Origin of the sequence: Pseudomonas sp. PNPG3, assembly GCF_023093815.1 — a bacterium.
Lineage (GTDB): Bacteria > Pseudomonadota > Gammaproteobacteria > Pseudomonadales > Pseudomonadaceae > Aquipseudomonas > Aquipseudomonas asiatica.
In genome coordinates, this window is sequence record NZ_JALLKV010000014.1 from 55512 (window position 1) to 76785 (window position 21274).

Here is a 21274-nt window from a genome sequence, read left to right on the forward strand (position 1 = left end):
GCCCATGTCTTTCACTACCCAACACACCGCTTCGTACTATGCCGCCACGGCACGCGATGCGGCGCCCTATCCCAGCCTGGACGGCGAACTGAGCGCCGACGTGTGCGTGGTCGGCGGCGGGCTGACCGGGGTCAATACCGCCCTGGAACTGGCCGAGCGCGGGCTCTCGGTGGTGCTGCTTGAAGGCCGGCGCATCGGCTGGGGCGCCAGCGGCCGCAACGGCGGCCAGCTGATTCGCGGCATCGGCCATGACGTCAACGGCTTTGCCCGGCATGTCGGCCAGGACGGCGTGCACTACCTGAAACAAGCCGGCATCGATTCGGTAGCGCTGGTGGCCAGCCGCATCGCCCGGTACGGCATTGCCTGCGACCTGCGCTGGGGCTTCTGCGAACTGGCCAACACCCCTGCGCAGTTCGCCGCCTTCAAGGACGAACAGGACGATCTCGACGCACTCGGCTATCGCCCTGAAACCCGCCTGGTCAGTGCCGACCGGCTGCATGAAATCGTTGCCAGCGACCAATACGCCGGCGGCCTGGTAGACATGGGCTCGGGCCACCTGCACCCGCTTGATCTGGTCCAGGGCGAAGCCCGCGCCGCCCATGGCTTGGGCGTACGCATCTTCGAGCAGAGTCCGGTGTTGCGCATCGAGCATGGCCCCCGCGTGACCCTGCACACGGCTCGTGGCAAGGTGCGGGCAGGCAGCCTGGTGCTGGGCTGCAACGCACATCTCGATGAACTGGAGCCACGCCTGAGCGGCAAGGTGCTGCCGGCCGGCAGCTACGTGGTGGCTACCGAACCATTGCCCGAGTCACTGGCCAGCAGCCTGATCCCGCAGAACATGGCGCTGTGCGACCAGAAAGTCGGCCTGGACTACTACCGCCTCACGGCAGACCGGCGCCTGCTGTTCGGCGGCGCCTGCCACTATTCCGGTCGCGACCCCAAGGACATCGCCGCCTACATGCGGCCCAAGGTGCTGAAGGTGTTCCCGCAGCTGGCCAACGTGCGTATCGACTACCAGTGGGGCGGCATGATCGGCATCACCGCCAACCGCTTCCCCCAAGTCGGGCGCCTCAGCCAGCACCCCAATGTTTACTACGCCCAGGGCTATTCCGGGCATGGGCTGAACGTGACGCACTGGACAGCGAAACTGCTGGCCGAAAGCATCGCGCTCGGCCACAGCCAGGGGCTGGACGTGTTCAGCGCCGTGCCACACCTGACCTTCCCCGGCGGCAAGGCACTACGCTCGCCGCTGCTGGCGCTGGGGATGTTGTGGTATCGATTGCGGGAGGTGCTGGGTTGAGTTCGCCACGAGCTTTGCGGCGCTCGGTCTCACAGGCGCAGAAAAACTCAAGACAAACCCTTCCACCCCCTCCAACTTTCTACCATTTCACAATCGATTGAACCTACCCACTGGCCAACTGCCCCGCACCTGCTAGCGTTGTTCTGGCCGACCTATCATGGATGCATCTTCATCATGAAATCATTGCCCCGCATTACCCTGTTGTGCGCCGCACTGCTAACCATGGCCGCCTGCTCCAGCAATCGCGTGGACCCGAAGGACTACTCCGGCTTCCTCAAGGATTACAGCCGGCTGCAGGAAGCCAAGAGCCCGTCGGGTGACCCGGTGATGCGCTGGATCGACCCCAAGGTCAACGTCAACCAGTACAGCCAGGTGTTCATCGAGCCCAGCCAGTTCTACCCCAAGCCGCAGCCGACGCCGGTCATCTCGGCGCAGACGCTGCAGGAAATCACCCGCTACTTCAACGAAGCGCTGCGCCGTGAAATGGGCAGCGTGGTACCGCTGGCCAAGGGCCCCGGCCCGGGCGTGATCGTGGTGCGCCCGGCCATCACTGCGGTGTCCACCAGCAACGAGGGTCTCAAGCCTTATGAGGTCATCCCTATCGCGCTGATTTCAGCCGGTGTGAACACCGCCATGGGCGGCCGTGACCAAGAGGTGGATGTCGGCGTGGAAGCTGCGTTCCTCGATGGTGCCAGTCAGAAAGTGCTGGCCCAGGTCGTGCGCAAGGGCACGGGGCAGGATCTGGAGAACAAGACCACGCAACTGACCCTGAATGACGTCAAGCCGGTGCTGGATGGCTGGGCCAAGGACATGCGCGCGAGCTTCCTGGAAGCGAAGCAGAAAGCCCGCTGATACCGACCGGACACGGAACCTGTGGGAGCGGCCTTGTGTCGCGAAAGGGCCGCAGAGCGGCCCCGGGATCTCAGCTCAGGCGTATGAATGGGGCTGCTTCGCAGCCCTTTCGCGACACAAGGCCGCTCCCCCAAGACCGCGCTGACCGTTGCGGTGACTCAGCACTCGACGAAGGCAACGGCCAGGCCGCCGCGCGAAGTCTCCTTGTAGTTGGCATGCATGTCCGCCCCGGTATCACGCATGGTGCGGATCACCCGGTCGAGCGAGATGAAGTGCTCGCCATCCCCTCTCAACGCCATCTGCACGGCGTTGATCGCTTTCACCGCAGCAATCGCGTTGCGCTCGATACACGGCACCTGCACCAAGCCGCCGACAGGGTCGCAGGTCAGCCCAAGGTTATGCTCCAGGGCAATCTCGGCGGCATTTTCCAGCTGCGGCGGCGTAGCGCCCAGCACCTGGGCAAGGCCGGCAGCGGCCATCGAACAGGCCGAACCTACCTCGCCCTGGCAACCAACCTCGGCCCCGGAAATCGACGCATTCTTCTTGCACAGGATACCGACCGCCGCTGCCGCCAGCAGGAAGTCCACCACGTCCGCGTCGCACGCCCCCGGGTTGAACTTCATGTAGTAATGCAGCACCGCCGGGATGATGCCGGCAGCACCATTGGTAGGTGCTGTGACCATGCGCCCGCCGGCGGCATTCTCTTCATTCACCGCAAGGGCGAACAAGTTGACCCATTCCATGGCACTGAGGGTGGAGCCGATCACGTTGGGCTTGCCCAGCTCCTGCAGGCTGCGATGCAGCCGCGCCGCACGGCGCTTGACGTGCAACCCGCCCGGCAGGATGCCTTCATTACGCAGGCCATTGTCGACGCATTCACGCATGGCACCCCAGATCCGCAGCAGGCCCTCGCGTACCTCGGCCTCAGGGCGCCAGGCGCATTCGTTGGCCATCATCAGCTGCGCCACACTCAAGCCATGGCTCTTGCACAAGGCCAGCAATTGCGCAGCGCTGTCGAACTCGTACGGCAGCACCACCGCGTTCGCTTCGAGCGCTGGCGCGTCGATCTCGGCTTGCTCGACGATAAAACCACCGCCCACCGAATAGTAGGTCTGGCGCAACAGGCTGCCCTGCCCGTCCATGGCTTCCAGGCTCATGGCATTGGGGTGATACGGCAGGTTCTCGTCGAGCAGCAGCATGTCGCGGCTGTACTCGAACGCCAGCGGGTGGCTGCCATCGAGCATCAGGCAGTGCTCCTGCATCACCTGGCCAATGCGCGACTCGATGGTGGCCGGGTCGATGCGGTCCGGCCACTGGCCCATCAGGCCGAGCAGGCAGGCGCGATCGGTCGCATGGCCAACCCCGGTTGCCGACAGCGACCCGTACAACCGCACCTCGACACGGCTTGCCTGGGCCAGCAGCCCCTGTTCGCGCAGGGCCTGGGCAAAGGTAGCCGCCGCCCGCATCGGGCCGACGGTGTGGGAACTGGACGGCCCGATGCCGATTTTGAAAAGGTCGAAAACACTGATAGCCATGCTAATGCCTGACCGTGCCCGGGTATGAAGCCGCAGCGCGGTTATCTGGAGAAATTGAGCGATATTGCGATTTTGCGCGATACTGCCGCGCTGGCTCACGGATGACCAACGAAACTTCCTAAGCAAGGCTTTAGTGGTACTAAACGATGCGACGACAACTCAATGGCCAGACGTTCGTCTGGCTACACGTGTTCGCCTGTGCGGCCCGGCACTTGTCCTTCACCCGCTGTGCCGAAGAGCTGCACATTACCCCGGGCGCCGTCAGCCAACAGATGCGCCAGTTGGAGGAACGCCTGGGCTACCAGCTGTTCCTGCGTCGGGCACGTGGTGTGGAACTGAGCGCCGAAGGGCAACGCCTGGCACAGACGGTGACCGAAGCCTACGGCAGCATCGAAGCCGAACTGCTGCGCCTGGATGCAGGTGAGATCCGCGGCACCTTGCGCCTGCGCTCGATCCCGTCGTTCCTGGCCAAATGGCTCACGCCTCGCCTTCCGCGTTTTCAACAACGCTACCCGGACATCGAGTTGCGTCTGGTGGCCGAAGACAGTGCCCAGGCGTTGACACCGGGCGATTTCGACCTGGCCATCGACCTGAACGATGGCAGCTACCCCGGCATGCTCTCGACACCACTGCTGGACGAGCAGATCTTCCCCGTGTGCTCCCCCACCTTGCTGCGCGGGCGCCCGCCGCTGCACGGGCCGGCAGATCTTGTGCACTACCCGCTGCTGCACGACATTACGGCCTGGCGCGGCAGTTCGGAATATGCCGAATGGGAGTTCTACCTGGAGGGCATCGGCGCCGCCGGCCTGGATGTGCGGCGCGGGCATACCTTCAACCGCAACCACCTGACCATCGAGGCGGCGATTGCCGGCATTGGCGTGGCGATCGCCCGACGCACGCTGCTCAACGACGAACTGGAGCGCGGCGCACTGATCGTGCCGTTCGGGGTGCCTATCGCCAATCACAAGCGCTATGTAGTGCATTACCCACCGGGCGGGCTGAACCAGCCGGGGGCGCGGGCGGTGCATGACTGGCTGGTGGAGGAAGCGCGGGGGTTCAGGGAGTTGCACCCGCTGAACAAAGACTAGGCCAGCCAATTGCGCTTGCACGCTGCAAATGACTCATTGAATTGGCAGGGACCCTGTGGGAGCGGCTTTAGCCGCGAACACCGGCGCAGCCGGTGCCATGCACCGCGTTGGATTCTTCGCGGGTAAACCCGCTCCCACAGGGTGCGCAGAGCGCTTGCGAGATTTGTGCGTCAGTAGGCCTGCTTGCCGGTAAACGCATTCAACGTGCGCACCAGGATGACGAAATCCAGCCACAGCGACCAGTTGTTGATGTACTCGATGTCCGAGTCCACCCGCTGGATCATCTGCTCGATATCCCTGGTTTCGCCCCTGAACCCACGTACCTGCGCCAGGCCGGTCATGCCAGGCTTGATATTGTGGCGAGCGAAGTAGTCGACGATGTCCTGCGAATACAACGTGTCATGCTGCAACGCATGCGGCCGCGGCCCTACCAGCGACATCTCCCCGGTCAGCACATTGAACAACTGCGGCAGTTCATCGAGGCTGGTGCGGCGGATAAAGGCGCCGACCCGGGTCAGCCGTGGGTCATCCCTCTGCGCCTGCTTCACCACGCCATCTTCCGGCTGGTGGACATGCATGCTCCTGAACTTCCAGATACGGAACGCTTCCCCCGTCCAGCCGGTGCGCTCCTGACGGAAGAAAACCGGGCCGCGGCTATCGAGCTTGATGGCCAGCGCAACGGCCAGCAACACCGGCGATGCCAGCAGCAGGATCAGCGCCGCCAACACCCTGTCCTCGAGGTTCTTCAAGAACAGGCTCATGCCCGTCAGCGGTGTTTCCGACAAGGTCAGCACAGGTATGCCGGCAATTTCCCGCACACTGTGATTGATCAGGCGCAACGAGAAGATATCCGGTACCCAGTTCACCGCGATGCACTTGTCGAGCAACTTGAAATACACATCGTTGATGACCTCGGAACCGCCCAGCGGGGTCACCAGGTACACTGTGCGAATGCCATGGCGGGCCACGATATCGTCGAGCTCGGCAACATGCCCGAGCACCGGCATGCGCTGCTTTCCTTCGGCACTTTCGCGCCCCGGCTCATCGGCATTGTCGATCAGCACGCAACCCAGCACGCGTTCGCCGAACCAGGGGTTGTTGCTGATTTTCTGATACAGGAAGTTGGCCAGATCACCGGCACCAATGATCAGGGCGTTGTCCAGGCGTGCATGGGCGGTGAAGCGCTTTTGCAATTCGCGCACGGCAAAGTGCAGGAACAACTGGGCGATGTAGCCAATGATGAACAACTGCACGACCAGCAGTCGCGAATAGGTTTCGCTCTGTTTGGCCAGGAAGGCCATGACCACCAGGAAGCAAAAAGTTGCCGACCAGGCCTTGAACAGCCGGAAAGCCTTGATGGAAAGCCCGACGTTGGTACGGTAGATCGCATAGTGATCGTAGATGACTGCCAGTGCGCCAACCAGCAACAGCAGCATGATCACGTAATCGGAAGTGATGTAGCCAAACTGGTCGTAGATCAGGTACCAGGCAATGCCGATGACTGCAATTCCATCGAGGCCGGCCTGAATAGCGTTACTTACGCTGCTTCTTCTCTGCAATAAGGAACGACTGCTTCTGGGCTCTAAGACCATTTCAGACCTCATCAATTTGCGTGCAGCAAATGCCTTCCACCAACAAGCAAGCCTTGACAACGGCTCATGCAAAGCCCGTGGAGCAAAATCCTGCAGCCGCAAGCCATTGATCAAACTGTAGCAGCCATCCGCCATCAGCGTACCCGGAATCACCGCTCGGGCGGATTCTGACGCTCATACGGTGTGCCTGGCCGTCCCCCGTCGCAGCGGAACAGCAGGGTACGCACCAGGAACAACGGGTTGCCCACAACATAACGAATGAACAAACGCTTCGGCTCGCGCAACAGCCGGTATAGCCACTCCCCACCCAACCGCCGCAACCACTCGGGCGCCCGGCTGACCTTGCCGCCGAGAAAATCCAGGATCGCGCCGCCACACACGATCAGGCACGGCCCCCCAGCTGCCGCCAGCCTTGCGGCCACAACCTCCTGCCTGGGCATTCCCATGCCCAGCACGATCAGCTCAGGTTGCAACTCCCTGGCCAGTTGCAGGTAGGTATCGACGCTGGCAAAGCCATCGTGGACCGACACCGGTACCACCCCGAACGTGGCTGTGCTTCGTTGCACGGCCTGGTCCAGGTACGGCTGTCGGGTGCCCCAGAACGCAACTCGCCGCCCGCGGTAGGCAGCCAGAAGCCGAGGAATGAAGTCGGTGCCATTCATGTTGAGCCCTGGCTCAAGCCCCAGCCGGCGATACAGGATCGCCAGGCCGGAACCATCGCGCAGCAGTACGTCGGCCGCCGACAATGCTTGGTGGCAGGCGCCATCACGAACCACCAGGTTCATTGCATGGGCATTGACGAAGCCCAGCACGGTCGCGGCTTTCGGGACGCTGAGCCTGTCCAGCAGGCTCTGCGCGGCAGTGGCATCCGGCACCACTTCGAGCTTGCCGACAAGGGTGTTCCAGCGTTCTTGCCAATGAGCCATCAGTCTTCATCCCGTTTCGAACGTACCCATTCAACCTGTCGCTTGATCAGGAACCGCAGATACAAGGGGAGCTTCCTTGCGGCGTAGAACGGCGCGTACAGCAGCACGGAGAACGGGATCAGTTCACGACAGAAACGCGCCCAGGCCACTGCGACGGCAAGGCCGAGCAATGCCAGCGCGCAAAGGGCGATCCACGCAGGTGCCGCCAGGCCGAACAGCAGGTACGCCAGCCAGGCCACCAGGTTTAGGCCGAGCAAGGCCAGCACCAGCAACGCCAGCGGCGGCACCAGCAGGTCCAGGGTCATGGCCAGCAAGCTGCCGTTACGCTGGGTGATTGCCGCCAGCGCACGCTTGGGCGCATCGGCCAGCATCAGGCTCAGGTGCCCATGTTCCCAGCGGGTGCGCTGGCTGCCCAGGCCTTGCTGGCTGGCAGGGAACCGGCTGCTGACTACGGCCTCGGGGCAGAACACTGGCGGCTTGCCCTGCTGGCACAGGTCCAGGCCCAGCTTCACATCCTCCACCAGGTGCCCGTTGGCCAGGTCGATCAAGGCCAGGTCACGCCAGCCGAATGCCATGCCGGCGCCCATCAACTGGCATGGCAGGTCCAGCCGCGCCCATCCACGCGGGCGCACCAGGTTCTTGACCCGCCAGGCGAACTCGGCAACCTGCACTGTCAACCCAGCCCCTGCCGGTGCGTACATCAGGTACAGCGCCTGCACCGGGCGAGCGACTTCGCGGTAGCGCCGCGCCAGGCGCTCGATCGCCCCCTCGCCCACCTGGCAGTCGGCATCCACCACGATCACCACCTCGGGCGGCTGGTCGGCCAGGTGGCGCACGCCAAAGTCCAAGGCGTAGCCCTTGCCGCGCAACCGTGCATCGTGGCGCTCCACCACTTCGGCACCCGCCTCGCGCGCCAGTTGCGCGGTGTCGTCAGTGCAGTTGTCCGCCACCACCAGCAAGCGGTCGCCAGGCCGCAACTGCGGGGCAATGCTCGCCAGCGTGGCACCAATTATCGAAGCCTCGTCGTGAGCTGGCACCAGCACTGCCACCTGCGGACGGGCGGTGTTGCCCATCGGCTGCGCGCGTGCAGGCAAGCAGGCCATCAGCACCTGCACCAACAGCAGCAGCACCGGCAACAGGACGATGGCCGCCAGCATGCCCAGTATCCAAGCCAATACACTCATCATGCGGATGCCTTGAAATAGCTGGCCAGCCTGGCCGCCTCGGTATCGATGTCATGCCGTTGCAGCACACGCTGGCGTGCCGCCTCGCCCATGCGCTGCAGCACTTCGGCAGGTTGTGCCAGGCAATCGGCCATGGCCGCTGCCAGCTCGTCCACGGCGCCGGCAGGGAACAACCAGCCGTTTTCGCCCGGCCGCACCAGCTCGGGAATGCCTGCCACATAGGTGGTCAGCACTGGCCTGCGCAAGGCCATCGCCTCCATGATCACCACCGGCAAACCTTCGGCAAAGCTGGGCAGCACCAGCGCACGCGCCGCCAGGATTTCCTCGCGCACCTGTGCGCTGCTGATCCAGCCGGTGATGCGCACCTGCTGCTGCAAGCCATGCCGGGCGATCAACGCCTCGACCTGGCCACGCATTTCACCGTCGCCGGCCAGCACCAGTTCGAAAGCGATCGACCGGGCGGCCAGTACTCGCGCGGCCTCGAGCAGCAGCAGCTGGCCTTTCTGTTCGCACAGGCGGCCGACGCACACCAGGCGCGGCGCCGTGGGCACGCCAACTGGCGCCACCTCATGGAAACTGCGCTCGAGGCCGCAATGCACCACCTTCACCTTGGCCCAGTGGTCGTGTGCCACCCAGCGAAACAACTGGCTGCGCCCGTACGAGCTGACCGCCGCGACAAATGCGGCACGCCGCACCTTCTCGCCCATGTGCAGAAACTGCGGCTTGTCGAACTCCTCCGGTCCGTGCACGGTAAAGCTGTAGGCCGGCCCGCCCAGCACATTGGCCAGCATCACCACCTCGGTGGAATTGGTGCCGAAATGTGCATGCACATGTCTTGCCTCGCCAGCCTGCAACCATTGCAGTACCTGGCAGGCCTCGGCCAGGTAGACCAAGTGGTAGGGCCAGGCGCGGTCGGCCCGCAAGCCAACGCGCATGGCCAACTGCAGTGCCCGGAAGAACCGGCGCGGCTGTGCCCGCAGCACTTGCCAGGCCGGTGCCAGCAACCCCTTGATGCCACGCTGCAGCACATAGCGGGTCTTGGCCCGTTCGCTCGCGTCGTCGGCATCCTGCAACTCGGCGTCCCACCCGCGCAGGGCAATACGCTGCACCTCTACCCCCTGGCGCTCCAGCGCCAGGATCTCGCGGCGGATGAAACTGTGGCTGACCTTCGGGTACTGGTTTATGAAGTAAGCAATGCGCATAGAAATCCAGATCAAGACCCGCGTAGTGAACATTCAGACCTGCCGCGGCAGGGCTGGCGATTACTTCAGGCTGTCGACTACCGGCGGCCGGGGCCCCGCCGATGCCATCTCGTCAGATACATCCCCCTGTTCCCCTTGTAGTCCAAGGTTGTGACCGCTGCCTGGCAACACGGCCTGCAAGCGGGAGAAAACATCGTCGAGCAGCACCTGGCGGCGGCGGTACATTGCCCGTTTCTTCGCCGGAATATCCTGTTCCGCCCGCTGTACCGCAGCCAGCGGAAGGGCGAAGAAGTCAGCATGGCTCGATGCAGTAGCACCGTGTTCCAGCCAGATCACATCGTAATTGGCCGCCAGGTCGTGGCCTTTGTCGTTGCCAAAATACGCGTGCCGATGGTGGCGGCAGGCGTCACTGACGGCATACAGGTGCGCCACGCCCAGGGTCCTGGCCAGGCACTTCAATGCCTCGATCAGCAGGCTGCGCGGGCGCAGCCCTTCGAAGTCCTTGGTCAGGTCGCGGTAGATGGCCAGTGAGGTTTCGCTGTCTATCCCCTTGTGGATGCCCTGCACGGCACCGATGAACAGGCAAAGCTCGCCCTGGCTGCGGCACAGGCTGAACGCCAGGGATGCCACGCGCAGGTCGCTCTGGAACAGGTTCAATACCAACTCGCCTTCGCGCTTGAACCAGATCGGCCGGTCCAAAACCAGACGACAACCCGGCGAATGGCTGGACAGCTCGCACAACGTCAGGCTTTCGTCCCGCCCCAGCAGCAACAGCGCCGGAAACTGCCCGGCCAGCACTTCGAAGTGCGAAGCCACCACCTCCAGGCGCTGCGGGGCTTCCCAGCATTTGCTGAGGTAAGGCCACTGCACGACACCGATGCAATCCACCCCTAGCCGCTGCAGCCCTTGCTGGCCCAGCGCCGCCGTCATGCGCTGCAGGAAGGCATTCAGTTCAGGCCATTGCCTGGCAATCTGCAGCGCCAACCTGTACTTGTTGTTCAGCGCCCGCAACGAGTAGCCCGGTTGCAAGGTAAACACGCTTTTGACGATCGTGCCGAGCATCATGGGCCTCTCTCACTTGTACTCGATCAACGTCGATTTGCCGGCCGCGATGCGGTGGCGCAGGAACTTCAGTTGCCCGAGCATTTCCGGGAACTTGCCCAATACCAGAAACACCGCCTGTAGCCAGTTCTCCCTCACCGACTTGCCACCACGGCGGGCCAGGCGTACGGCCTGCAGCGGGTAGACCGCCAGCAGCAGCAGGCCCCAGCCGCCCAGCAGCAGGCAGGCCAGCACGATTACCACGGGGATGCCCAGACCCCACAGCCAAGCCCGGCGCGATTCGCGCAACCAGTGCCGCTCGGGTGGCTGACCATGCAGGTAAGCCCCTTCGGCATAGGCGTGGCCAGCGCGCAGGCTACGCCGCCACCACTGGCTGAAACGGGTCATGCCGGCGTCGTGCAGGGTCATCTCGGCGTCCAGGCGCCAGACTTTCCAGCCCTTTGCCCGCAGGCGCACGCATAGCTCGGGCTCCTCTCCGGCAATCAGCTCGGGGCGAAAGCCGCCGACGGCGGCAAAGGCATCTGCTCGCATCAGGGCATCGCCACCACACGCCTTGGCCTCGCCAATGGGGGTGTCCCACTCCAGGTCACACAACAGGTTGTACACCGACCGCTGGGGGAAGCGCTCGCGTCGGCGGCCACACACCACGGCCACGTCGGGGTGGTCGTCGAGAAACGCCTGCGCCGCGGCCAGCCAGCCGCCATCCACCTCGCAATCGCCATCGACGAACTGCACCCGTTGCAGCGACGGCAACCGCCGTTGCAAGGCGAGAAAGCCTTCGTTGCGCGCGCGTGCGGCAGTGAACGGGGTGTCCATGTCCAGCGCCAATACCTCTACCCCCAGGCTGCGAGCCAGGTGCGGTGAACCATCGGTAGAGCCGGAGTCGACGTACATGATCTTGTCCGTACCCTGTAGCAGCGAACGCAGGCAACGCTCCAGGCGCAGGCCTTCGTTGCGGCCAATCACCACCACTCCGATGCCGCTCGCCATGGGCCTCACTCGACGGGCGCCGTGGCGGCCGGTTGCCTGGCCTTGATGATGGCCGGCACCCCCACCGCCAGCGAATTGTCCGGCACATCCACCAGCACCACGGCGTTGGCACCGATGATCACGTCGTTGCCGATACGGATGCTTCCCAGCACCTTGGCCCCGGTGCCAATATCGACGTTGTTGCCGAACACTGGTGCAATCGGCTCATCGACGTTCTTCAGGCCCACCACTACCCCGTTGCGGATGCGGCAGTCATCGCCAAACCGGGCATAGCCGCTGACTACGATGCCGCCAAAATGGTCGATGACGAAGTTGCGGCCGATCACCACCTCGCACGGCAGCTCCACACCCGTGATGATCTGCACGAACTTGAACAGGACCTTGTAGATGAGCGAAAACAGTTTTCGCAGCAGTGCCGGGCGCACCCCATAGCGCCAGCGGCCGAAGCGGTACACCAGCAATACCCAGAAACCCTGGGCGCCCCAGTCGCCACCATGGGCACGCAGGTCGGCACGTATATTCTCGAACATGGCTCCACCTACCTTGTCGGTTGGCTGGCGTACCGGGTCTTGAACAACAGAGACCAGGTCGCCCGGCAGTGACGCCAGCAGGCCTGTATTGCGCCCCGACCGCGTCGTTTCAACAGCGCCTTGAGTGCCAGTACCAGGTCGCCCAAGGTGACCAGCAGCATGTGCAGGGCAAGGCCCGCCAGCCCATGATGCTTGCGGAAGTACAGCAGCTCGCTTTCGATCTGGTATGACGAGATCTGCCGGCTGGCCGCCTCCAGTTCGGCCACCGATCTGGAGCTTTCCCCTCCGATGTGCACCACCGTGGTATGCGGGTAGAACACCACCTTCCAGCCCGCCGCCTTCACCCGCTTGCAGTGGTCGACCTCCTCGTAATAAAGAAAGTAGCGCGGGTCGAACAGGCCCACCTGGTCGAGCACTTCGCGGCGCACCAGGTAGAAGCAGCCAGGCAGCCAGTCGCACTCGCGGACCGAAGCGTGGTCCCAATCCATTTCGTCGACCATTTTCAAGCCCGGGAAGAAACGCCCCAACCCGGTTCGCCCGACGAACACGTTGAACGGTGTGGGGAAGTAGCGGCAACTGGGCTGCAGGGCGCCGTCGCGTCCCTCCAGGCGTACCCCCAGCACACCGCACTCCGGGTGGGCTTCCATGTAGTCGAGGGTTTTCTGCAGTGAATCGGCGGCGACAAAGGCGTCGGTGTTCAGCAGCAAGGCGTACTTGCCCTTCAGGTGCGCCAGCAACTGGTTGTTGGCCCGGCCGAACCCCACGTTCTGCTTGTTGCTCAGCAGCAGCGCCTGCGGGCATACCTCGGCCATGCGCTGCAGCGAGTCATCGGCCGAGGCATTGTCCACCACCAGGTAGCTGGCCAGCCGTTCGCTGTCGGCCCGACGCAGTGCATCGAACATCGGCTGCAGCAGCCCGGCCGTGTTGAAGTTGACCACCATGACGTCCACAGGTTTGCTAGCCATTGTTGCCGTCCCCGAAGAAATACTGGCGCCTTTGCGCCATCAGCTGCGGCTCCAGTTGCGGGTCGTAGGCACCATTGCGCTGCTTGACCAGGTCGATCCATGGGTAGGCTTCGCAACGTGCCTCAACCCGCTTGATCAACGCCTCGGTGGTGCATATGAACTCAGCAGGGTTGCCACCGAACACCGTGCCCGGCGGCACATCCTTGGTCACCACGGCACCGGCGGCCACGATCGACTCAGGCCCGATGGTGACGCGAGGCATGACGATTGCACCGTGGCCGATGAAGCAGTTGTCCTTGATGTCGATGAAACCGACCGAATCCAGGTGCTTGCCGAAGCGATGTTCGATCAGCAATACCACCCCGTCATGACCGATCAGGGTGCAGTCGGACAGCCCCACACTGTTGCCGATGCGAACCAGCGAAGGGTCGAGGAACTTGCAGCCTGTATTGACATAGAAGTTGCTGCCTACCGAGTGGAAGTTGCCCCAACGGGCAAGGTATGCCCCCCACTCAAGCCCTGACGGCTTGCAGAACCTCCTGTAGAAGGAGCTTCCTCGCCCCGTTGCATGGACATAGTGCGCCACTGCCTTGCGTATCCATCCCTTCATTCTGCCAGCCTCGCAATCAAAGCCATCTGGACTGTCCCTGAGGCGCATCCGGTCTCGTTCTTGTGGGTGCTGACCGTCGCGCACTCAACCCGTTTACAACATGCATCACCCCACGGCGTCGCTGGCCGCGCTCAGCCTGGCATCGAGGTGGTCGGCCAGGCGTACCGCAAACTGCAGCAGCGGCATGGTCGGATTGCAAGCGCCGCCCGTGGCAAAGATGCTGCTGCCGGCGACATAAAGATTTTCGGTACCGAACACCTTGCAGTTGGTATCGACAACACCAAACTGCGCCGAAGACGCCATGCGCGTGGTACCCATGTGATGGGCATGTGGCGACAGCTTCAGCGGTATCGAGGTGTCGTAAACGAAGTCATTGAGCTTGATGTAGCCCAGGTCCATGGCAACCCACTGCTTGGCCAACTCGCTTCCGATGCACTTGATGGTGTGCCGGTCATCAGCGGTCAGGGCCCAGTTGACATTGACCTTGGCCACGCCCAGTGCGTCCTTCTCCTCCAGCAGCGAAATACGGCTGTGCAGGTTGGGAAACTGCTCGATCATGGTGCTGATGACGCCATCACCGGGGCAGTTGAACTTGGCCACGAAGGCAATCTTGCTGGCGACTCCCATGTCGCAGACCAGGTTCTCCAGAAAATGCTTCACCTCGGCAGTACGACCATAGGTTTGCACATCAGCCAGCAAGGCGGCCCTGACGTTGCCCTTGCCTGCCTTGTACTCCTCAACGAAGGCATCGGTGGTGTAGTACTCGCGCGGGTCAGGGGCCAGCCCCGAGTTGAGGATGAAGGTGCCCAGGTCAATGTTCAGATGCTCCATGAAACACCCGCCGACCAGCCCGTCCTTGCTCACTATCCCCGCCGCCGCCAACGACTCGCTGTTGAGCAGTTGCCGGGCATTCTCGATGGCACCTGTAGCGAGTACGAAGTTTCTTGCAACCAGGCGCTGGCGATTGCACTCGTAATCGGAAAGCACGACTGCAGCCAGGTGACCGGAGGCCTGGTCGAACTCCAAGTTCACGCAATTGCAGTTGATGAATACGTCCAGGCCCTGGGTCTGCTCCAGGGCCGTGGCGTACTTCTGCGCAAAGCGCGTTGGCGGGCTGAGCAAAAAGCGGTCCGGTTCGAAGTCACCGCCGTCGAGGCCATCATTCAACGCGCGAAAGTTTGCCCCTGGCGGCAGGTCGACGATATCCATGGCAGCAGGCAGGTAGCCTGCGATCTCCGAATAAGGAATGGGCCAGCCAGGCAAGCCGCCAATGGGGGGAACTGCGAAGTCCGAGGGGCTGAACGGCCGGCAACGGCCGGCCCAATGGTTGGATGTGCCGCCCAGATAACGCAGGCGAGCTTCCCCGGCATAGAGCTCCAGGCCAGTTGATGCACAGGCGTACAAGGCTTGCGAGTTCGCCGAGTACTCGCGCCCGCCACCTTCGGCAAGCAGGACGCTCCAGCCGGCGGCGGCCAGGCGCAGGCCCAGGGTGATACCGGCCGGGCCGGCGCCGATGATGCAGACATCGTAACTGTCGCGCAGCGCCTTCTGCTGCTGATAGTCCCTGATCATGCGTGCTCGTTCCGGAAGTAACGGGACGGCAGTACCCAGCCGTTGATCACCACGAACCCAGGCCTGCCAGCAGGTTGGCTGGTGATGGCTGGCGTAGCAGCGAACACCACACCACCTACACCCAGCAAGACACAACTCTGGAGAAACCCCCTACGACCCAATTGCGCAGTACAAAACGTAAACTTCCCCATGATCCAATGACCTGCACCTTTGAAAGTTTCACCCGACAAGCAGAATTACAGCCAGTTGAAAAAGGCTGTCAGCAGCGCCCCGCAAAGTGCCCCGACCAGTAGCATCGGCAGCACCACTAGCTCACGCCTCAGGCTGAACATATCCAGCTTGCGATTCACGTACACGATCAACACAAGGGTTGGCACGGTATGCAGGGCAACCCCCCAGATCGCCCAGTCAACTCCACCGATCGCCAGCAACAGTGGCAGCCCCCCCCACAACGAGACCAGGCGGATGATGTTATCCATGGCCTGGTACCTGGTCAGGCCCAGGGCAATCCACACCTGATGAGCCAAGGTATAGCGCAATGTGAGGAACGACAGCGAAAGAATGGCCATCATCGGGCCAGCTTCACGGTAACGATCGTCGTACAGCCAACCGATCAGCAAAGGGCTGGCGGTCAGGAAACCGCCACAGATGAACAGCACCAGCAGGTCGACCAGCAGGCGGAAGCGGTAATACAGCGCCTTGAGGCGCTCCTTGTCATCGGCCCGTGCCGCTTCGCTGAAGGCGGGCAGCGCCACCGCGCCGAAAACCTTCATCAGCGCGGTCTGCACGGCCCCCAGGATCAACACGGCAATCGAATACACACCCAGTTGTGCCGCCGTCATGCTGGCGCCAAACCACATGCGGTCACCGTACATGGCCAGCACGCCGACCATCGACGACAACAGGATCCAGCGGCCGAACACGATCAGTTCGGTCAGCGCGCTACGGTCCCACTGCAGGCGGTTGTCATGCCCCTCCAGGGCGGTGTGACCGAGCAGGGTCCAGGCCACGGCAGACACCAGGCCGGCGATCACCAGTGCCCACACTGAATGGGTCAGGTAGCCCAGCACCAGCATCACCACCAGGCCGACCGCCTGCGAGGCCAGGTCCACCAGCACCACGCGCTTCTGTTGGAAAGTCCGTACCGCGACATCTATCTTGGTGGACTGGAAGCCCCAGATCACCGCCGACAGCCCGGTTGCCGCCAGCACCATCGGCAACACCGGTGCGGCATAGGTGGAGTCCGCCGGCCACAGCTCGGCGAGCTGGGCGAACCAGGCCCCCAAGGCCAGCAGCAAGGTCAGGGCGAACAGCACGAAGCCGCGGATGATCTGCACGGTCCATGCAGTATTGAGAAAATCCGGGTCGTCACCGCGATGGCTCTGGATGATGTTCTGCCGCAGGCCGACATCGGACAGTAGATGCAGGAGTACCGAAACGGTGGTGGCGATGACCATCACCCCGAACATTTCCGGCAGCAGCAAGCGGGCCATGATCAGGTTGCCGCCAAGGCGCATCAACTGTGACGCCACTTGTGCAACCAGGTTCCATGACCCGGCCCTCAGGGCCCGCTTGCGCAGGCTCGCGGTGGCAGACACATCAATCGACGGCATGAGTACAATCTCTGACTGACAGGCTAAAAGGTCACTATAGTTTCAATCAGCCACGACGCTAGCCGTTGCCCACCGATGCAAAGGTGCACATAGCCAATGCCTGAACATTTTCGTGCGTTGATCGTCATCCTTTTTCTGGCGAGCGTGGTCTTCCTGCTGGCGCGGCGGCCTGCCACCGACCTGATTCCGCTGAGCGACTTCAAGCGCCGACGCAACCTGTGGTTCCTGCTTACCCTGCTGGCCTTCTTCTCGCATAGCTTCTGGCTGTACCTGGGTGCTGGCGCCGTCATCCTGTATATCGCCGGGCGCCGCGAACACAACCCCATGGCGCTGTTCTACATGCTGCTGTTCCTGATCCCGCCGGCTTCAGTGCAGGTGCCCGGGTTTGGCGTGGTCAATTACCTGGTCGACCTCAACCATATCCGCCTGCTGGCCCTGTGCGTGCTGTTGCCGGCGGCGCTGGCCCTGCGCCGGCAAGGCGACACCCTGCGCTTCGGCCGCACCTGGCCCGACAGGTTGTTGGCGGCCGGCCTGCTGCTGATGAGCGTGCTGTACCTGCGCGAGACCACCCTGACCGACACCCTGCGCCAGACGCTGTACCTTTTTGTCGACGTGTTACTGCCGTATTACGTGGCCAGCCGTGGCCTGCGCCAGATCAGCGACTTCAAGGACACCCTGCTGGCCTTCGTGCTTGCCTCATTCGTTCTGGCCTTGATCGGCGTGGCCGAGTACGTGCGCCACTGGCTGCTGTACAGTGCCCTGGTCGACGCCATGGGCGTGCCGTGGAGCATGTCCGGCTACCTGAGCCGTGGCGGTTCGCTGCGCGCCAGCGTCACCACCGGGCAGGCGATTGCCCTGGGCTATGTGATGAGCGTGGCCATCGGCCTGTTCCTGTTCGTCCAGGGTTACGTGCGCCGCCCCCTGCAGCGGGCCCTGGGCGCCCTGCTGCTGGCCGCAGGGCTGTTCGCGCCACTGTCCCGCGGCCCGTGGATCGGTGCCGTGGTCATCGTGGTGGTGTTCATCGCCCTGGGCAAAGGTGCGGTCAGGCGCCTGGCGCTGCTCGCTGCGGCCGGCATGCTGGCCCTGCCCTTGCTGACCATCGTGCCCGGTGGCGACAAGGTACTGGACATGCTGCCGTTCATTGGCAACCTCGAGAAAGAGAACATCACTTACCGCGAACGGCTGATGGACAACTCGTGGATCGTCATCCAGCGCAACCCACTGTTCGGCTCGTTCGACTTCCGCAACACCCCGGAAATGCAATCGATGATCCAGGGTGACGGCATCATCGACATCGTCAACACCTACATAAACCTGGCACTGCGGGTCGGGCTGGTCGGGCTGGGCCTGTTCGTGGCGTTCTTCGCTGCCGTACTGCACGGTATCCGCAAGGCCATGCGCAGTTTCCCCGACAAGGACGACGAGCGACGCCAGCTCGGCCGGGCATTGCTGGCGACACTGATCGGCATCCTGGTGATCATCTTCACCGTCAGCAGCATCACCTTCATCCCGGTGGTGTACTGGACGGTCGCCGGACTGGGCGTGGCCTATGTCCAGATGGTTCGCCAGCTGCACGACAGCCAGGCCATCGCGCTGGCCGACCCCGCCCTTCAACCCAGGTGACGCCTATGAACCTGCTCCCCCTGCGCCGCTGGGGTTTTCAAACCCTGCTGCGGGTTTCGGCCATCGCCGGCCTGGCCTCACTGCCGCTCACCGGCTGGGCCTCAGCGTGGCAAGTCAGTGTCGATGAACAGAACGGCCTGCCCTTGGTGACCCGCGGTGGTGGGCCAGTGATGAAAGCCAAGTTCGACTTCTGGGCGGCCAACTGGAGCTGGACCGGTTTTTCCACCACGTTCAAGGTAGTTGGCCCCGACCACTACACGCTGCAGGGCAAGAACAAGGAACTGGACTTCGATCTGGCGGCGGATATCCGCAAGGAGCAGGCGCAAACCCTGGGCTGGGCCTTTGACCTCGAGGCCCACAGTCGGCAGGCCGGAGTAATGGGCGGTGGCATGGTGTTCGAGTTCGACCCTGGGCAAATTGCCGGGGGCATGGGTGCACCGCAGCTGCTGCCCGGCAACCGTGGCTGGTCATGGGGCAAGGCTGACCAGGGCCGACGCATCGAAATGCGCTTCGACCCGCCGCTGGCCAAGGTATATTTCGAGCGCGGCAACCCGTCCGAACTGCGTGCGTTCATTTACAGCGACCCGATCAACGCTGGTCGGCAGCAGATCAAGGCGGTGCTGAACATCACCGGCGACATCGACCTGGGTCCCACGCCCAGCGAACGCTTCGGCCTGGCCGACCCCGCCGGTTGGCCCGACGACCAGCTGGACTGGCGCACCTCGCCCGTGGACCTGTCATTCCTCAACGCCCCGGAAAAGCCTGCCGGCAAGCATGGCTTCGTCAAGGCTGTCGGCGAGCAGCTGGTGTTCGAAAACAACACCCCAGTGCGCTTCTGGGGCACCAACCTGTCCGCCTATTCGCTGTTCAAGAGCCCCGACGAAGAAATCCGCCAACAGGCCAAGCGCCTGTCGGCACTGGGGTTCAACCTGGTGCGTTTGCATCACCACGACTCGCCCTGGGTCAGCCCGAACGTGTTCGGCGACGGCACCCTGGTGCGCGATACCCAGCAGCTCAGTGCCGAATCGCTGCGCAAGCTCGACTTGTGGATCAAGGCGCTCAAGGACGAGGGCATCTATATCTGGCTGGACCTGCACGTGCAGCGGGCGCTTACTGCCAATGACAATATCGATGACTTCAAGGAACTGGCCAAGGGTGAGAGCCATGTCGACCTGAAGGGTTACGCCTATGTGAACCGAAGCATCCAACAGGCGATGAAACGCTTTGCCGAGCAGTACCTGACTCATGTGAATGAATACACCGGCCTGGCTTACAAGGACGACCCCGCCATCGCTGCCGTACTGCTCACCAATGAGAACGACCTCACCCAGCATTACGGTAACGCCCTGATGCCGAACAAGGATGTGCCGCGCCATAGCGAGCGCTACATGGAAGCGGCCAAAGCCTTCGCCAAACAATATGACCTGCCCACCGACCTCACCTGGCGCGCCTGGGAGCATGGCCCTTCGAAGCTTTTTCTCAACGACCTGGAACAGCGCTTCAACACCGACATGATCACTCACCTGCGCGGCCTCGGCGTGAAAGTGCCGATCGCCACCACCAGTACCTGGGGCGGCAATGGCCTGAGCGCGCTGCCGGCACTGACCACAGGCGATGTCATCGATGCCCATGGCTACGGTGCCAATGGCCAATTGGAGAAGAACCCGTTGACCAGCGACGGCGTGATCGACTGGCTCGCTGCCGCCCAGGTAGTCGGCAAGCCGCTGACCGTCACCGAGTGGAACGCCGAACCCTTCCCGCTGCCCGACCGCCACTCGCTGCCGCTGTACGTGGCCGGCACCGCCGCCCACCAGGGCTGGGACGCCATGATGCAGTACGCTTACAGCCAGCAGGCCTTCAACCCTGGCTGGCGCACGGCGGATAACTGGCACGCGTACAACGACCCGGCGATGATCGCCACCCTGCCCGCTGCCGCCCTGCTCTATCGCCGTGCGGATGTGAAGCCGGCCACTACCCGATACGTTTTCGCGCCGACGCCCGCCACCCTGTACAACCAGGAGATCACCCCGCGCAACTCGCCACTGCTGCGCACGGCCATGGAAAAGGGCCAACTGCAGATCGCCCTGCCACAGACGCCGGAGTTGCCCTGGCTGAAACCCGCCGCCATCCCTGTCGGTGCGCAGGTACTGCAGGACCCGGAGCAGTCCTTGCTGCCGGCCGACGCCACGGAAGCGGTCAGCGATACGGGCGAACTCAAGCGCAACTGGCAACAGGGCATCTATACCATCGATACACCGCTGACCCAGGCCGCCACCGGATGGCTGGGAGGTCGCTTGATCAGCCTGGGCGACATCCAGGTGCAAGCACGAACGCCGTACGCCAGCGTCGTGGTGCAAAGCCTGGACGGCAACCCCCTGGGCCAGTCGCGTGAACTGCTGCTGTCGCTGGGTACCCGGGCCGTGCCCAAGGCCGATGACAAGACACCGTTCAACGTAGAGCCGTTTGCCGGCACCTTGAACATCAAGGCGCCTGCTGGCCTGAAGCTGTTCGCCCGGGATGCACAGGCCCAGTTGAAACCCTTGCCGATGGCTTACCAGGATGGACGCTATAGCATCACGTTCGACGGCAAGTACATGTCCAACTGGCTGTTCTTGAAATAGGGCATATGG

General features: G+C 63.2%; 17 protein-coding genes. 5 read left to right on the plus strand and 12 right to left on the minus strand.

The window, feature by feature from the left end:
* Nucleotides 1-4 precede the first annotated feature (4 nt).
* Together MJ643_RS11980 and MJ643_RS11985 are read left to right on the plus strand one after the other, a co-directional pair.
* Nucleotides 5-1300 carry an FAD-binding oxidoreductase gene (locus MJ643_RS11980; protein WP_047932726.1) on the plus strand — a complete coding sequence of 432 codons (1296 nt, stop codon included), beginning with the start codon at nt 5-7 and terminating at the stop codon, nt 1298-1300.
* A gap of 174 nt (nt 1301-1474) precedes the next feature.
* A complete protein-coding gene (locus tag MJ643_RS11985; protein ID WP_024087157.1) occupies nt 1475-2152 on the plus strand; it encodes a DUF3313 domain-containing protein in 678 nt (225 codons plus the stop codon).
* A gap of 158 nt (nt 2153-2310) precedes the next feature.
* Here MJ643_RS11985 and MJ643_RS11990 read toward each other — a convergent pair whose 3' ends face one another.
* Entirely contained in the window at nt 2311-3687 is a 1377-nt protein-coding gene (locus MJ643_RS11990) for an L-serine ammonia-lyase (protein WP_013972697.1), read from the minus strand.
* Between the two features lie 146 nt (nt 3688-3833).
* Between MJ643_RS11990 and MJ643_RS11995 the strand changes: the two genes are divergently transcribed.
* On the plus strand, nt 3834-4775 hold the full coding sequence (locus tag MJ643_RS11995; RefSeq protein ID WP_013972698.1) for a LysR substrate-binding domain-containing protein: 942 nt from the start codon (nt 3834-3836) through the stop codon (nt 4773-4775).
* A 170-nt stretch (nt 4776-4945) separates the two neighbouring features.
* Here MJ643_RS11995 and MJ643_RS12000 read toward each other — a convergent pair whose 3' ends face one another.
* The 11 genes from MJ643_RS12000 to MJ643_RS12050 all read right to left on the minus strand — a co-directional run bounded on the left by MJ643_RS12000 (nt 4946) and on the right by MJ643_RS12050 (nt 17021).
* On the minus strand, nt 4946-6367 hold the full coding sequence (locus MJ643_RS12000; protein ID WP_024087158.1) for an undecaprenyl-phosphate glucose phosphotransferase: 1422 nt from the start codon (nt 6365-6367) through the stop codon (nt 4946-4948).
* 149 nt (nt 6368-6516) lie between these two features.
* Nucleotides 6517-7293: a WecB/TagA/CpsF family glycosyltransferase gene (locus MJ643_RS12005; protein ID WP_208209659.1), complete on the minus strand. Its 777-nt coding sequence runs from the start codon at nt 7291-7293 to the stop codon at nt 6517-6519.
* Nucleotides 7293-8480, minus strand: coding sequence for a glycosyltransferase family 2 protein (locus tag MJ643_RS12010; protein ID WP_013972701.1), 1188 nt, complete (start codon nt 8478-8480; stop codon nt 7293-7295). The genes MJ643_RS12005 and MJ643_RS12010 overlap by 1 nt, the downstream gene beginning before the upstream one ends.
* The gene (locus tag MJ643_RS12015; protein WP_013972702.1) at nt 8477-9679 is read right to left on the minus strand and encodes a glycosyltransferase; all 1203 of its coding nucleotides are present in this window, start codon (nt 9677-9679) and stop codon (nt 8477-8479) included. Before MJ643_RS12015 ends, MJ643_RS12010 begins: the two co-directional genes overlap by 4 nt.
* 60 nt (nt 9680-9739) lie before the next feature.
* The gene (locus tag MJ643_RS12020; RefSeq protein WP_013972703.1) at nt 9740-10744 is read right to left on the minus strand and encodes a VirK/YbjX family protein; all 1005 of its coding nucleotides are present in this window, start codon (nt 10742-10744) and stop codon (nt 9740-9742) included.
* A gap of 9 nt (nt 10745-10753) precedes the next feature.
* Nucleotides 10754-11731, minus strand: a complete 978-nt coding sequence (locus MJ643_RS12025; protein ID WP_024087159.1) for a glycosyltransferase — start codon at nt 11729-11731, stop codon at nt 10754-10756.
* Nucleotides 11732-11736: 5 nt separating this feature from the next.
* Complete coding sequence (locus MJ643_RS12030; RefSeq protein ID WP_013972705.1) at nt 11737-12261, minus strand: serine acetyltransferase; 525 nt, start codon at nt 12259-12261, stop codon at nt 11737-11739.
* Nucleotides 12262-12269: 8 nt separating this feature from the next.
* A complete protein-coding gene (locus tag MJ643_RS12035) occupies nt 12270-13226 on the minus strand; it encodes a glycosyltransferase family 2 protein (RefSeq protein WP_039613634.1) in 957 nt (318 codons plus the stop codon).
* Nucleotides 13219-13836 (minus strand): acyltransferase, encoded by a 618-nt coding sequence (locus MJ643_RS12040; RefSeq protein WP_024087161.1) that lies wholly within the window; start codon nt 13834-13836, stop codon nt 13219-13221. Before MJ643_RS12040 ends, MJ643_RS12035 begins: the two co-directional genes overlap by 8 nt.
* Nucleotides 13837-13941: 105 nt before the next feature.
* Entirely contained in the window at nt 13942-15408 is a 1467-nt protein-coding gene (locus MJ643_RS12045) for a GMC family oxidoreductase (RefSeq protein ID WP_047933672.1), read from the minus strand.
* Nucleotides 15409-15644: 236 nt separating this feature from the next.
* A complete protein-coding gene (locus MJ643_RS12050; RefSeq protein ID WP_023660597.1) occupies nt 15645-17021 on the minus strand; it encodes an oligosaccharide flippase family protein in 1377 nt (458 codons plus the stop codon).
* 96 nt (nt 17022-17117) lie between these two features.
* Between MJ643_RS12050 and MJ643_RS12055 the strand changes: the two genes are divergently transcribed.
* A complete protein-coding gene (locus tag MJ643_RS12055) occupies nt 17118-18644 on the plus strand; it encodes an O-antigen ligase family protein (RefSeq protein ID WP_041505918.1) in 1527 nt (508 codons plus the stop codon).
* A 5-nt stretch (nt 18645-18649) separates the two neighbouring features.
* Nucleotides 18650-21265 (plus strand): cellulase family glycosylhydrolase, encoded by a 2616-nt coding sequence (locus MJ643_RS12060; protein WP_041505917.1) that lies wholly within the window; start codon nt 18650-18652, stop codon nt 21263-21265.
* Nucleotides 21266-21274 lie beyond the last annotated feature (9 nt).

What these genes read in the sequence shown, in the direction of transcription:
- MJ643_RS12010 (WP_013972701.1), bottom strand. Translation starts at nt 8,480, where the DNA reads ATGATGAGTGTATTGGCTTGGATACTGGGCATGCTGGCGGCCATCGTC.
- MJ643_RS12040 (WP_024087161.1), bottom strand. Translation starts at nt 13,836, where the DNA reads ATGAAGGGATGGATACGCAAGGCAGTGGCGCACTATGTCCATGCAACG.
- MJ643_RS12055 (WP_041505918.1), top strand. Translation starts at nt 17,118, where the DNA reads ATGCCTGAACATTTTCGTGCGTTGATCGTCATCCTTTTTCTGGCGAGC.
- MJ643_RS11995 (WP_013972698.1), top strand. Translation starts at nt 3,834, where the DNA reads ATGCGACGACAACTCAATGGCCAGACGTTCGTCTGGCTACACGTGTTC.
- MJ643_RS11985 (WP_024087157.1), top strand. Translation starts at nt 1,475, where the DNA reads ATGAAATCATTGCCCCGCATTACCCTGTTGTGCGCCGCACTGCTAACC.
- MJ643_RS12020 (WP_013972703.1), bottom strand. Translation starts at nt 10,744, where the DNA reads ATGATGCTCGGCACGATCGTCAAAAGCGTGTTTACCTTGCAACCGGGC.
- MJ643_RS12060 (WP_041505917.1), top strand. Translation starts at nt 18,650, where the DNA reads ATGAACCTGCTCCCCCTGCGCCGCTGGGGTTTTCAAACCCTGCTGCGG.
- MJ643_RS12025 (WP_024087159.1), bottom strand. Translation starts at nt 11,731, where the DNA reads ATGGCGAGCGGCATCGGAGTGGTGGTGATTGGCCGCAACGAAGGCCTG.
- MJ643_RS12035 (WP_039613634.1), bottom strand. Translation starts at nt 13,226, where the DNA reads ATGGCTAGCAAACCTGTGGACGTCATGGTGGTCAACTTCAACACGGCC.
- MJ643_RS12050 (WP_023660597.1), bottom strand. Translation starts at nt 17,021, where the DNA reads ATGCCGTCGATTGATGTGTCTGCCACCGCGAGCCTGCGCAAGCGGGCC.
- MJ643_RS11990 (WP_013972697.1), bottom strand. Translation starts at nt 3,687, where the DNA reads ATGGCTATCAGTGTTTTCGACCTTTTCAAAATCGGCATCGGGCCGTCC.
- MJ643_RS12005 (WP_208209659.1), bottom strand. Translation starts at nt 7,293, where the DNA reads ATGGCTCATTGGCAAGAACGCTGGAACACCCTTGTCGGCAAGCTCGAA.
- MJ643_RS12045 (WP_047933672.1), bottom strand. Translation starts at nt 15,408, where the DNA reads ATGATCAGGGACTATCAGCAGCAGAAGGCGCTGCGCGACAGTTACGAT.
- MJ643_RS12030 (WP_013972705.1), bottom strand. Translation starts at nt 12,261, where the DNA reads ATGTTCGAGAATATACGTGCCGACCTGCGTGCCCATGGTGGCGACTGG.
- MJ643_RS11980 (WP_047932726.1), top strand. Translation starts at nt 5, where the DNA reads ATGTCTTTCACTACCCAACACACCGCTTCGTACTATGCCGCCACGGCA.
- MJ643_RS12015 (WP_013972702.1), bottom strand. Translation starts at nt 9,679, where the DNA reads ATGCGCATTGCTTACTTCATAAACCAGTACCCGAAGGTCAGCCACAGT.
- MJ643_RS12000 (WP_024087158.1), bottom strand. Translation starts at nt 6,367, where the DNA reads ATGGTCTTAGAGCCCAGAAGCAGTCGTTCCTTATTGCAGAGAAGAAGC.